The organism is Streptomyces sp. NPDC002513, assembly GCF_053595355.1.
In genome coordinates, this window is sequence record NZ_JBSFXK010000007.1 from 115,091 (window position 1) to 128,642 (window position 13,552).

General features: G+C 72.6%; 6 protein-coding genes and 1 pseudogene. 1 reads left to right on the top strand and 6 read right to left on the bottom strand.

Annotated features, from left to right (window positions below; all coding sequences use genetic code 11):
- Positions 1 to 196 precede the first annotated feature (196 nt).
- The 5 genes and pseudogenes from ACWD5Q_RS07530 to ACWD5Q_RS07550 form a co-directional block, all read right to left on the bottom strand.
- A complete protein-coding gene (locus ACWD5Q_RS07530) occupies positions 197 to 2,203 on the bottom strand; it encodes a glycosyltransferase family 2 protein (protein WP_451426094.1) in 2,007 nt (668 codons plus the stop codon).
- 208 nt (positions 2,204 to 2,411) lie between these two features.
- Positions 2,412 to 3,002, bottom strand: a pseudogene (locus ACWD5Q_RS07535) (serine/threonine-protein kinase); the annotation flags it as partial.
- Positions 3,003 to 3,137: 135 nt separating this feature from the next.
- Positions 3,138 to 4,745 (bottom strand): serine/threonine-protein kinase, encoded by a 1,608-nt coding sequence (locus ACWD5Q_RS07540; RefSeq protein WP_451426157.1) that lies wholly within the window; start codon positions 4,743 to 4,745, stop codon positions 3,138 to 3,140.
- A gap of 320 nt (positions 4,746 to 5,065) precedes the next feature.
- Positions 5,066 to 7,849 (bottom strand): protein kinase, encoded by a 2,784-nt coding sequence (locus tag ACWD5Q_RS07545; protein ID WP_451426095.1) that lies wholly within the window; start codon positions 7,847 to 7,849, stop codon positions 5,066 to 5,068.
- Between the two features lie 169 nt (positions 7,850 to 8,018).
- Complete coding sequence (locus ACWD5Q_RS07550; protein WP_451426096.1) at positions 8,019 to 10,088, bottom strand: protein kinase domain-containing protein; 2,070 nt, start codon at positions 10,086 to 10,088, stop codon at positions 8,019 to 8,021.
- Between the two features lie 316 nt (positions 10,089 to 10,404).
- Here ACWD5Q_RS07550 and ACWD5Q_RS07555 point away from each other — a divergent pair, with 316 nt between their 5' ends.
- Positions 10,405 to 11,454, top strand: coding sequence for a serine hydrolase domain-containing protein (locus tag ACWD5Q_RS07555; protein WP_451426097.1), 1,050 nt, complete (start codon positions 10,405 to 10,407; stop codon positions 11,452 to 11,454).
- 249 nt (positions 11,455 to 11,703) lie between these two features.
- On the opposite strand, the gene ACWD5Q_RS07560 is transcribed toward ACWD5Q_RS07555, so the two are convergent.
- Positions 11,704 to 13,410, bottom strand: coding sequence for a glycerol-3-phosphate dehydrogenase/oxidase (locus ACWD5Q_RS07560; RefSeq protein WP_451426098.1), 1,707 nt, complete (start codon positions 13,408 to 13,410; stop codon positions 11,704 to 11,706).
- Between the last annotated feature and the right edge of the window lie 142 nt (positions 13,411 to 13,552).

The following is a 13,552-nucleotide window of genomic DNA, read 5'->3' on the forward strand; positions in this document are numbered from 1 at the left end:
AACGCGGCGGCGGGGACCTGGCGGAGCGGGCCCGCTCGGTCAACCGGTAGCGGCCGTCGATCAGGCGTCCGGTGTCAGTACTCATGTCCCATCAGTACCGCGCGTCCACACGGGCTGTCGACGCGGGTACGCTCCGGCCGCCGGACCGCCGCGGCCGGGCGGACCGGCCACGGACGTCCGGCCCGGTCGCCCGCGCTCAGCGCTTGACGCGGCGCGCGACCGCCTTGACCAGTTCGGTCCTGGCGACGCGCAGCACGAGGCGGTCGCGCTTGCCGTCGGCCTGTTTGGCGTACCAAGGAAGGCCCACCCGGCGCCACTTGGCCGGACCGAGGGCCTTGGGCAGCGCGGGCAGCGGTACGGCCAGCGCCCCGGGGTCCCCGACGCGGAGTTCGCCCTGCCACACGCCGGGCGCGAGGTCCCGCACGTCCACGCGCGCGATGAAGCTGTCGGTGTGCGGGGTCCGCTGGGCGGGGAAGGCCGCCGTCGTCCCGTCGTCGGCGGTGAGGACGACCGCCAGCCCGCCCGGGAAGTCGGCGAGCCCACTGGTCCCGCCGATCACCAGTTCCGTCGGGTTGCTGGCCGACCAGCGCACCGCGGCGGCCTTGAGGCGCGAGGCGACGCGGTGCTTCTTCTGGCCGAGGTCGAGGGTGAAGTTGCCGAAGGGCTTGGTGGTGTAGAGCGTGACGGCCCGCGGGCCGTCACCGGCGCCGGTGACGACGCGCGTGGTGGGGGCGCCGGAGACGTCGGAGGCGCGCTTGCTGCCGATCCGCACCTCGCGGGTGACGCCCTGCGCGCCGATCACGAGGGAGATGTCCCACAGCCCGTCGGCGAGCGGCTTGCCGCCGGCGGCGGTGGCGATGTCGACGACGGCCTGGAACCCGGCCTTTTCGTAGGCGAACCGGCCCTCGTCCTCGTCCGCCCCGAGTCCGGGCGTCGCGGTGTGGGTGACGGGCAGCCGGTACTCCGTGCCGCTCTCCCGCTCCCGCAGCAGGAGTTCGGAGGTCACGTCCCGGGTCTCGACCCGGTGCAGATAGCCGTGTCCCGCCAGGTGCAGGGTGGTGCCGCTCAGCTCGGCGCGGCTGACGTGGTGCCGCACGCCGAGCATGGGGGTGACGTCGTAGCAGGAGTCCGGGACGGCGCGGGCCGGGTCACGGAAGAAGGGGTAGCGGGCGTAGGCACGGCCGCCCTCGACGTGCACCGGGGTGGACACCTTGCTCTTGGCCAGTTCGCGCTCGAACCTGAGCAGTTCGACGACCTCGTCGAGCATCCGGTGCCGCACCAGGTACAGCCGCAGCCGGGCCATCGCGGAGAGGTGCTCGTTCATGCCCTCGTGCCACAGCGGGGCGATGGTGTCGGCGAGCCGGGCGATGGTGTGCTGTGCCTCCTCGCGCGGCTCGCGCGAGATATGGGCGAGAAGGTTCTGCACCTCGATGGTCAGATGGCGGTGGGCGAGGTGGTCGCGGTTGCGGCCCGGCGGCACGTTCTCGATGAGCAGATCGATCATGTGCGGGAGGAACCGCAGGCGGGGCTCCGACCCCTTGGTGCGGGACGTGGTGTTGCCGCCGTCCTCGCGCAGGGTGCAGAACAGGCAGTCGTAGTCGGCGATCACGGAGATGCCACCCTTGGCGGCCAGATACGCCAGCGCCGTGAACGGCTGGTCCTCACCGATCGGCAGGCCGGTCGGGAAGCGCAGCCCCTCCCGCTCCAGCAGTTCGCGGCGGAACAGTTTCAGCGGGTTCAGGGCCCAGTAGACCCGGGAGTTGAAGACGTCGGTCTTGGGCTGGTTGCGCTTGAACATCGACGCGGGAAGGCCGCGTCCGTTCACGCCGACCATCTTGCCGAGCACGATGTCGGTGCCGTTCTCCTCGGCCATCGCCACCATGCGTTCCAGGGTCTCGGGCCCCAGATAGTCATCGGCGTCCAGGAAGAACACGAATCGTCCACGGGCGTGGTCGAGGCCGACGTTGCGGGGCGCCGAAGGGCCGCCGGAGTTCTCCTGGTGGATGACGCGCACCAGTCCCGGATACACCTCGGCGAGGCGCTCCAGTTCTTCACCCGTTCCGTCGGTCGAGCCGTCGTTGACGGTGATGACCTCGAGGGCCTCCCGGCCGATGGTCTGTTCGGCCACGGATGTGATGGAACGCGTCACATACGGCATCGCGTTGTACGCGGCGACAATCACCGAGACGGTGGGGCTGACCATCCTCACGCTCTCCAGAAACTAGGGCACGCCCCACTTTTTTGCTGGACTCCGGGCTCGACGTCGCCACCTCGGTAACGGTCGCCGTTTACTCGCACTCAAGGGGCAGGCAAGATACCGGTAAGAACCATGAAGATATCATGACTCGCCCATGACTTCATCGTGAAGATTCGATGAATCATGGCATCGTGCGTGACCTCGGTCACCGCCGCGGCCCGAAGCGCACGGCACGAGGCGCGGGGGCGGTGTACTCCGGGGAGCCGACGAAGGAGCCGGTCTCGGTGAGCGTCGTGGCGCCCGCGACCTGCGCGATGCCGAAGTCGGTGAGGACGACGCGGTCGGTGCCCGCCTCGATCAGGACGTTCGCCGGCTTCAGGTCGCGGTGCAGAACACCGGCGTCGTGCGCGCGGCGCAGCGCGCCCAGCAGATCGATGCCGATACGGGCGGCCTCGCGGGCGTCGACGGGGCCCTGCCCGGCGACGCGTTCGGCGAGCGAGCCGCCGTCGATCAGCTCCATCACGATGTACGGGCGCTCGTCGTGCTCGACGACGTCGTGGACGACGACGATGTGCGGATGCCGCAACTGCGCCACCGCACGCGCCTCGCGCAGGGTGCGCGCGCGCTGGAGCCGGGCCTCGTCGGCGGAGAGCGACGGGTCGAGGGTGAGTTCCTTGACCGCCACCTGACGGCCGAGCAATTCGTCGGACGCGCGCCAGACCACGCCCATGCCGCCGCGGCCGATCCGCGCCTGAAGCCGGTAGCGGCCCGCTACGACACGGACGTTGTCCCCCTCGGTCCCCATACGCCCCATCATGCCGCACCGGATGGGCACCCTCCGGGACGCTGTCGCCACGGTGGCCGACAAGCGACGTACAAGGGCGTGCGGGTGGGGCGGGCAGGGCGTACGAAAGGCGTGGGCGGCACTCCCCCGCTGCCGTCACCCCTCCGGCTGACGCCACCCCCGCAGCACCGCGTCGAACTGCCGGCGCGTGGTGTCCCAGTCCGCGGCCGGGCCGGACATGTAGAGGGCGTACTCCACACCGTTGCGGGCGAAGTACGTCTCCTCCACGGCGTGCCGCGGTCCCGGGAACGGCGTGTCCTTCGCCAGCGCCGTCCACGTGTACTCCCAGAGGGACCCGGGGCGGTCGCGGTAGATGTTCTTGTGCAGGGTCACCCGCCGGTAGTCGACGAGCCGCCGGAGCTGCTGGTCCAGGTCGAGCTGGTGCTCGTGCGCGTCCTCGAAGTCCGGTGAGCTGTCCACGGCGATCCGGATGAAGTGCCGGCCGCCGTCCGGTGAGTAGTCGGTCTGGGAGGCGTCGTACCGCTTCCGCTGCCACTCTTCGCCGGGCAGGGCGAGGCTGAAGCCCGCGGGGTCCTTCTTGCGCACCCAGCCGTCCGGGACGGCACCCGTCGACCGCGCCTGCGTGTTCGTGCTGGGCGTCGGGTCGGGTGTGGCGGCGTTCGCGGAGGTGCCGCCGCCCCGGTTGCCGAAAAAGTCCACGGCCACCGCGCCCGCCGCGCCGACGATGGCGGCCACCGCGAGGACGAGCACGACCGTGCGGCCCCGGCGGCGTCTGCGGGGAGCGGGCGCGGGGGCGGGATGGTTCTGTGTGCCGCCGGCCGGCCGCGCGCCACGGGCCTCCCGGGGGCCCGCCACAGACGTGGCCGGGTCCCCGACCGCGCTGATGTCCAGGTGCCGCGTCGCCACGTACGCCTGCGCCGCCTTCGGCCGCCGTCCCTCCGCGGCCTCGGCCAGCATCTGTTCGAGCTGTTCCGCGTCGGGCCGCTCGGCCGGGTCCTTGCGCAGCAGCGCCGCGATCACCGGGGCCAGAACGCCCGCGAACTCCGGCTGCGGGGGCTCCTCGTCGACAACGGCCTGCATGGTGGTCAGCGGCGAGGTCCGCCGGAACGGCGACCTGCCCTCCACCGCCGTGTACAGGGTGGCGCCGAGCGCCCACAGGTCGGAGGAGGGGCCCGGGTCGTGGCCGCTGACACGTTCGGGCGCCAGGTAGTCCACGGACCCGACGATCTCTCCCGTGCGCGTGATGGTGGTGTCGCCCTCGACCTGGGCGATCCCGAAGTCGGTGAGCAGCACCCGTCCGTCGGCGGCGAGCAGGACGTTGCCGGGCTTCACATCGCGGTGCAGAACCCCCGCCGAGTGCGCCGCGCGCAGGGCCCGCAGCACCCACAGCCCGATGCGCGCGGCCTCGGCGGGTTCCAGCCGGCCGCGCTCCTTGACCGCGTCGGCGAGCGAGCCGCCCTCGACCAACTCCATGACGATCCAGGGCCGGTTGTCGTGATCCAGAACGTCGTGGACGGTGACGACGGCCGAGTGGTTGATGCGCGCGGCGGCCCGTGCCTCGGCGTGGGTCCGGGCGAGAAGGACCGAGCGGTCACTGTCCGTGACGTACAGTGCGGCCGTCAGTTCCTTGATGGCGACCGCCCGGTGAAGCACCTCGTCGTGGGCGCGCCACACCCGGCCCATGCCCCCGCTGCCGATGGAGTCGACAAGCCGGTAGCGGCCCGCGAGGAGCAGGCCTTGCATCTGATTCACGTTTCCCCGCAATGGTCTTGACGAGGTCAGAGTAAAGAGCACGCCCCGCCCAGGGAACGGGTGGGGTCGTTACGGAGACCGCACTGTGACGGTTCTCGCTTTCCCGGAGGGGACGGAACCACCGCACTCTCAGCGCAATCGGACGTCGTCCCCCCGAGTCGGCAAGCCCGCCACGGCAGTTCACCGCGGCCATGCTCCAAACGTTCACCGCGGCCCTACGCTTCCGCCATTCACCGCGGCCCTACGCTTCGGCCACTCCCCGCGGCCCCACGCCTCGGCCGTGCACCACGACCGTACGCCCCGGTCACGCGTCAGCCGATCACCTGATACGTCTGCTCCGCCTGCTCGAACAGCCGGGTCACCTCGTCCACTTCGGCCTCCGGGCCGCGGACCTGCACCACGTGGTAGCGGTTGCCGACGACGAGCGCGAGATTGCGTACGAACAGCTCGCGTCCGTCGCCCTCCGTCCAGGTGAACTGCCCTTCGGCCATGGTCCGTCCGCCGACGTCGATGCGCCGCATCCCGCTGGAGGTGGCCCAGGACGAGTCGCGGAACGGCTGCAGTTCGGGCTCCGACTCCCGCTGGTACACCAGTGGATCGCCGCCGTATCCGCTGGTGCTGTCGCGTCCGGGGACGACGATCAGCTCGAAGTCGCCCTGGGAGTAGACGATCTGACCCCTGTTGTTCTTCGGGGTACGGTTCCAGCCGCTCGCGACGGCGACACGGAAACCCTCGGGGTCCGTGCGCAGGGTGAAACCCCGTGCGACCTGGGTCTCGCCGGTCTGGGTCTGCGGGGAACCGGTCGACGGGGAAGGACTCCTGGAGCCCCCGCGACCCGGCTGCCGCGCGCCGCTCGTGGCGGACTGCCGCGGCGCCGGACCGACGTCTTCGGTGGCACCGGTGCGCTCGCCCACGGTGCCCTCGCCGGTGCTGTGCCCCGCCTTCGGCATGAAGGCCACCGCGTACGCGATCGTCGCCGCCAGCGCGAGCAGGATCAGCAGAAGCAGGGTGCGGCCGAGCCTGCGGGGCTTCGGCGGGCGCTCGTCGCGGGCCCGCTCGTCGCGGGCCCGCTTGTGCCGGGCACCGGTGGTCGCGGGCAGCCCGGTACGGCGCCTGCGGACCAGTTCGCCGCGGCGCCGTACGATCGGCAGCCGGCTGGGGTCGACGGGCGGCGTCGCGACCATGTGCGTCCCCGCCTCGGGCTCGGGCGCGGACCGCACGAGAGAGCGCAGCCAGCCGCTCAACTCCTCGACGCCGAGGCGCTCGGTGGGGTCCTGACGGAGCAGCGACTCCACGACCGGACGCAGCGGGCCGCACTCCTCCGCGAAGGCGGGCGGTTCCGAGCAGACGAGCTGGACCAGCTCGGCGGTGCTCTCCTCGGGATACGGCGCATGCCCCTGCACAGCCCGGAACAGCAGCGCGCCCAGCGCCCAGAGATCGGTGGCCGGACCGATCGGCGGGGCCAGCTGCCAGTTCTCGTGCACGGGACCGGCCTGCTCGGGCGCCCAGCGTTCGGTGACCGGCCCGACGACGGCCATCCGCGCCTGCCGCGCACGCTCGGCGGCCAGGGCCGTGGTGGGGCCGCGGTGGTTCCAGGGGGTGCCGGCGGCACCGGGTTCGGTGGGGTGCGCGTCAGGGGCCGGCTGCGCGTGCGGGACGCTGCCGGTGCCTTTTTCGTACGGGCCCGCACCGCTCTCGTACGGGTCCCGGTCGCCGTCGTACGAACCTGTGCCTCTGTCGTACGGGCCCCGGTCGATGCCGTACGGGCCCGCACCGCTCTCGTACGGACCCGTGCCGGTGCCCTCGGTTGCGGGTGTGCCGCCGGGCAGTGCGGTGCGGGAGCGGTCGTCGGCGGCGGCAGGTGCCGCGGGGCGTGGTATCGCGCCGTGCCAGGACGTGCGGCCCACCCCGTAGGGGTCGGCGATCAGCCCCGGCGGGGTGCCGGGTCGGCGGTCCGCGCCCGGCCCGGGGCCCGGCGGCGGGGCCGTGGTGTCCGCACCGGTCGCGGCACCGTTGCCGGCCGGACGGGGTGCGGGCAACGTCGCCCCTGCGCCACGCTGGTCCTCCTGCACGCGCGCCGCGGCCCGGGCCCCGGCGCGGTACGCCGCGATCGCCCCGGCCCGCGCCGCCCGCACGTCCCCGGCGGACTCCCGTGCCTGCGGGACAACGGAACCGGCGCCGCCGGGTGCGCCCCCGCCCGGGGCCGCGCCGTTCGCCCGCGCCTCGATCGCGGCCCGTCGGGCGGCCTCGGGGTCCGTGCCCTGCACGGGCCCGCCCGCAGCCACGCCCGCGAACCGGCCTGTTGCCCCGCCCGCAGCACCGAACGCGCCACCGTCACCCGCGGGGACGGCGCGCGCTGTGAATCCTCCCGGCCCCCCGGGACCGCCACTCCCCGTACGCCCCCCGGAACCCCCGGCCGGGGCCCTCGGCGTGTCCCCGCTCCGGCCGGGCGGCCCGGCATCGCTCTCGGTCTCCTGCGCCGGCACCGGGTCGTACCCGCACAGCGCCTCCTCGGCCGCCCCGGCCGCGAGTCCGGTCAGCATCACTCGGCCGTCGTCGCAGACGAGCACCGTGCGTACGGTGATGTTCCGGTGCACCCAGCCGTGGCCGTGCAGCACGCGCAGTGCCGTGAGGACGTCGGAGGCGACCTCCGCCGCGCGGTACGGCGTCAGCGGCCTCTCCGCGAGCAGCGCCGCCAGCGGCCGTGCGGGCACGAGTTCGCTGACGATCCACAGCGAACCGCCCTCGGCGAACACGTCGAAGACCTGGTCGAGCTTGGGGTGGTCGGGTATCCGGGCGGCGGCCTGCGCGGCCTCGATCGCGCGCCGTACGGCGGGCTCGGCGGGCCGGCGCGTGGCCGTGGTGCGGCCGGCGGCGCCGCGGGGTCGGCCGTCCCGGGCCACGAATCCCTCGGGCAGTCCGTCGGCGCCGAGCACCTCCGCCTCGACGATCTCGGGCAACGGAACCTGCCGTACGAAGACTTCCTGTCCGCTGTAGGTGTCGAAGGCGCGGGTCTCGGCGAGTTCGTACGCGTCGGCGGGCGGCAGCGGCAGGCGGTAGCGGTCAGCGAGCACCCGTCCCGCATAGTCGTCCACGATGCCTCCCCCGGCCGCCCGGTGGTCAATTGCGTTCGCCTTGCGCCCCGTTCGGGATGCGTACAGTCCGCAATTCCTCACGATACGTGCCGGAGGCAACCTGCAACCCGGGGATGTCATATCTCCTCACGGCACAACCGCGCGGAACCTCAGTCCGGCGCGCGGTACGTCACGACTTCGGCCGGAAGGTCTGGGTCAGCGTCTTCCAGGTTCCCGTCCGCAGGTCGCTGTCCCAGTCGTCCGACTTCGCCGTGTACATCAGCGCGTATCCCTGATGCGAGTTGACGACGAATCCACGGTCGATCACCCGGTTCGTAGTACCGCCGTCGGTGTAGGTGAACTCCCAGTCGGCCGTGTTCCAGTTCCGGTACTCCACCTTCTCGATACGGATCTTCTTGTAGTGGGGGCGCACCATGGAGCCCTCCTGGTTCTCCCAGTCCGCGACCGGGTCGCCCTTGGGTGTGGAGGTCCAGGCGACCAGCAGTCGCTGCCCGCCGGGCCCGGTGAAACGGTCTCCGGTCGAGCCCGACGACCCGTACTTCCAGCCCTTCGGCAGCCCGATGGAATATCCCTGACCGCCCTTGTACGTCTTCACCGAGCCGTCGTCGCCCTCGGAACCGGAGGAGGTGCCATTGCCGCTCCCGCCGGGCACCGGCGAACTGTCCGCGGTGTCCTGCGCGTTGGACCCGCTCGTCGCGGTATCGCTCGTGCTGTCGCTGTCCGTGTGCGCGCTGCCGCCGCTCCGGGCCGTCGCGCCGCCGGTCACGGCGGTCTTGACGCCGCCCTTCTTGCCGTCCTGCTCGCCGCTGTCACCGCCGCGGAGGGTGAGCGCGAGCACCGTGCCCAGCACGGCCAGCGCCACGACGACCGCCACGATCACCAGGGTCCGCTTCGGCACCACGTCGGTGAGCGGTGCCCGCGGTGGCTGCACCGGCCGCGCGGGCCGGTCCGGGTCCGGCAGTATGGGCCATCCCGAACTCGGCTTGCCGGAACCGGAGTTCGCCCCAGTGCCGCCACCGTCGCTCCGCGCACCCGCGGAAACCGTCCCCGAACCGGACGAGCCGGACCCGCCGGACGACCCGGGGGAACCAGCCCGGCCCGCCGACCCCGACATCCCGGCGGCGGGCGTCCCGGCGCTCGGGGCACCCGCGTCCTCAAACGCCTCCTTCGCCCCGGTCCCCGAGGACGTGGTCCGCGCGGCGGTCGGGGCCGCACCGAGCGACGCCGCGGACTTGCGTACGGACCGCAGCGCACCGCGCAACCGCTCGGCGGCCTCATCGCCCCGCTTGCCCCCGGAGGCCGAAGCCCCCTCGTCCGCGCGCTCCCCGGGCACCGGCGGCAGTGCCACGACCCGCGTCGCGTCCGCCGGCACCTCCTGCTGGGGGTCCGGCGCGTGGATGACCTCGTTGAGCATGGCCCGGGCGCCCGCGTCGTCGAGGCGCTGGTGCGGATCCTTGGCGAGCAGGCCGTAGATGACGCCCTTCAGCGGACCCGCGTGCTTCGGCTCCTCCAGGGGTTCGGTCATCACCGCGGTCAGCGTGGCGATCGCCGATCCCTTGTCGTACGGCGGGACGCCCTCGACCGACGCGTACAGCAGTCCGCCGAGCGACCACAGGTCCGCCGCCGGGCCGGGCTTGTGCCCGCGCGCCCGCTCCGGCGAGATGTACGAGGGAGCGCCGACCAGCATGCCGGTGGAGGTGACGGAGGGGTCGCCCTCGACCTGCGCGATACCGAAGTCCGTGAGCACGACCCGGCCGTCCTCGGCCATCAGCACGTTCGACGGCTTCACGTCGCGGTGCAGGATGCCCTCGCGGTGCGCGGCGCGCAGCACGTCGAGGACCACGAGTCCGACCTCGGCGGCGCGCCTGGGCTCCAGCAGGCCGTCCTCGCGAATGACCTCGGCGAGCGACTTGCCCTCGATCAGCTCCATCACGATCCAGGGCCGGTCGTCTTCGTGGACCACGTCGAAGACCGTCACGGCGCCGTTGCTGCGGATCCGGGCGATCGCCTTGGCCTCCCGCAACGTGCGCGTGATCAGCCGGCGCTTCTCGTCCGCGTCGATGCTCGACGGGAACCGCAGCTCCTTGACGGCGACCGTACGGCCCAGGGTCTCGTCCTCGGCCCGCCACACCGTGCCCATGCCGCCGCGGCCGAGTACGTCTCCCAGCCGGTACCGCCCGGCGAGGAGACGTTCGCTCTTGTCCTGACGGGATGTCCCCGCCCGCTCCGCCTCCGACATGCGTCCCCTCATGCAACCCGCCCTGACAGAGCCTCCATTGTCCCTCACGCCCGGACCGCCCGACGTCCAGGGTGCCCCTGCTTCGGCGGGTCGCCCCATGCCGGAGGGCACCAAGGGAGACCCGCCGCAGCACGAGCGAGGTCCGGGCAGGGCGCCCGCGGGCCCGGTATGCGCCTTGGCGCCCGGTGTGTACCGGCACCCGCCGTGCACCCCTGGCCCGCTCCTGTCCCGTCGTCGGAACCGGTCACGCAGAAGCCCCACCCGTCCCCGTCACAGGGTGGTCCCCCATGATGGGCCGCGACAAGGAAGGATCGCGATGCCGCCGCGCCGGACACGCTTGACCCTGCTGGCCGTGCCCGTGTGCCTGGCGCTGCTCGGAACCGCTCCGGGCGGCTCCGGCGCCCCCGCGGCCAGGGCGGACGCCGTGCTCCCGCTGCTGGTCCGACGGGACCGGGTTCCCGGCGCCGCGCTGCTCGTCCGTGAGGGGAGGAGGACGCGCTTCGTCCGTGCCGGTCACGGCATCGCCCCGGCCGACCACTTCCGCGCCGGCAGTATCACCAAGAGTTTCATCGCGACGGTCGTCCTCCAACTGGCGGACGAGCACCGGCTGTCCCTGTCGGACACGGTGGAGGACCATCTGCCCGGGCTGGTGCGCGGCGCGGGCAACGACGGCCGGGTGCTGACCCTGCGCGCCCTGCTCACGCACACCAGTGGCCTGGCCGACTTCACCGCGGACACCAAGGGGGTCGTCCCCCTGACCCCGCTTCAGGCCGTACGCATCGCGCTCACCCACCCTCCGGCGGCCCGGGGCCGCTTCTCGTACTCCAACACCAACTACGTCCTGCTCGGTATGGTGATCCGGCAGGTGACCGGGCACTCGTACGCCGTCGAGGCCCAGCGCCGCATCATCACTCCCCTCCATCTGACGGGCACCTCCTTCCCGGGCACCCGCACCACGCTTCCCTCACCGCACGGCCGCGCCTGGTCCGCCGACGGCTCCGACGTCACACGGCTCGACCCGCGCGTGGCCGGCGCGGCGGGTGAGCTGGTGACGACGCTCGCCGATCTGGACCGCTTCTACGCGGCGCTGCTCGGCGGCGAACTACTGCCCCCGCGCCGGCTGCACGAGATGCTCGACACCCGGACCGCACATGGGGTGTACGGCATGGGGCTGTTTCCGGTGAGGCTTCCGTGCGGCACCACGGTGTGGGGGCATGACGGCCGCATAGCCGGAAGCTACGTGCGCAGCGCAGCCACCGCCGACGGCCGTCGTGTCCTCACCTTCCGGGTGAACACGGACGGGTTCACGGACTCCGACCTGGAACAGGCCCTGCTCACAGCCGAATTCTGTCCCCGCACCTCTTAGAACGCCCCGGTTCCGAACGGAGATCCCGGATCGCGCCACCCGTTCGAGTGAACCCGGAATGCCCCCGGCGCCCCGGCACTCCCACGGCCCGCAGCACCCGCAGAACCCGCAGAACCCCCGGCGTTCCGGGCGCTCCTGCCGTTCCCGCCGCCCCGGAACCCACGGCACTCCCGCCGCCACCGGCACCTACAACGCCCCCGGCACTCCCGCCGATCGCACCGTGGTGCCCCAGCCCCCGGCCCCCGGCGACTACAGCGGCACTATGTCGGGCGCCCCCAGCCTCGCCGCGTCCGCCGTCAGGTCGTCGGGCTGGCGCTGTGACTCCCGCTCCGCCTCCACCCGCTTCTCGTAGTGCTCCACCTCGCGCTCCGTCTGGTCCATGTCCCAGCCGAGCACCGGGGCCATCAGCTCGGCCGCCTCCCGGGCGCTGCGCGTCCCGCGGTCGAACGTCTCGATCGAGATGCGCGTCCGCCGGGTCAGCACGTCGTCCAGATGCCGGGCGCCCTCGTGCGACGCGGCGTACACCACCTCGGCGCGCAGATAGTCGTCGGTCGTGTGGAGCGGTTCGCCCAGTGAGGGATCGGCCGCGATCAGGTCGAGCACCTCCTCCGCCATCGAGCCGTAGCGGTTCAGCAGATGCTCGACCCGGACCACATGCAGTCCGGTGCGCACGGCTGTGCGCGCCCGCGCGTTCCACATCGCCCGGTACCCCTCGGCGCCCAGCAGGGGGACGTCCTCGGTGACGCATGCGGCCACCCGCCGGTCGAGACCGTGCACCGCCTCGTCGACGGCGTCCTTGGCCATCACCCGGTACGTCGTGTACTTGCCGCCCGCGACGACCACGAGACCGGGCGCCGGGTGCGCCACGGTGTGCTCGCGGGACAGCTTGCTGGTGGCGTCGGACTCGCCGGCGAGGAGGGGCCTGAGGCCCGCGTACACCCCCTCGACGTCGTCGCGCGTGAGCGGCACCGCGAGGACCGAGTTCACATGCTCCAGCAGATAGTCGATGTCGGCGCTGGAGGCCGCAGGGTGCGCCTTGTCGAGGTTCCAGTCGGTGTCGGTCGTGCCGATGATCCAGTGCCGCCCCCACGGGATGACGAAGAGGACGGACTTCTCGGTCCGCAGGATCAGACCCGTCGTCGAGTGCACCCGGTCCTTCGGGACGACCAGATGGATGCCCTTGGACGCCCGGACGTGGAACTGGCCCCGCTCGCCCACCATCGCCTGGGTGTCGTCGGTCCAGGCCCCCGTCGCGTTGACGATCTGCTGGGCGCGGACCTCGTACTCCCCGCCGCCCTCCACGTCCTGGACCCTGGCGCCGACGACCCGTTCGCCCTCGCGAAGGAAGCCGATCACGCGGGCGCGGTTGGCGGCCTTCGCGCCGTACCACACCGCTGTGCGCACCAGGGTCGCCGTGAAGCGCGCGTCGTCCACCTGCGCGTCGTAGTACTGCAAGGCGCCGACCAGGGCGTCCTTTTTCAGGCAGGGGGCGATGCGCAGGGCGTGACGGCGGCTCAGATGACGGTGCAGCGGCAGGCCCCGGCCGTGGCCGCGCGCCATCGACATGGCGTCGTAGAGCGCGACGCCCGAGCCGGCGTACAGCCGCTCCCAGCCTCTGTGCTGGAGGGGGTACAGGAACGGGACCGGCTTCACGAGGTGGGGCGCCAGGCGCTCCAGCAGCAGACCGCGCTCCTTCAGCGCCTCGCGGACGAGCGCGAAGTCCAGCATCTCCAGATAGCGCAGGCCACCGTGTATCAGTTTGCTCGACCTGCTGGAGGTGCCCGACGCCCAGTCACGGGCCTCCACCAGCCCCGTGGACAGGCCGCGGGTGGCGGCGTCCAGCGCCGTGCCCGCGCCGACCACGCCTCCGCCCACGACCAGCACGTCCAGCTCTCGCTCGGCCATGCCCGCCAGTGACTCGGCACGCTGCGCCGGCCCCAGTGTCCCTGTCCTCACCGCTGCCTCCCGCCATGTCGCGCCGGCCACCCCCGTCAAGCGAAACCCGGCTCACCTCTCCTCATGCCCAAAGTCTGACCGTGATGCCAGGCTTCGGCCACCACGCACCGGCAGCCTGTGGACAAACACCCGAGGAAACGCG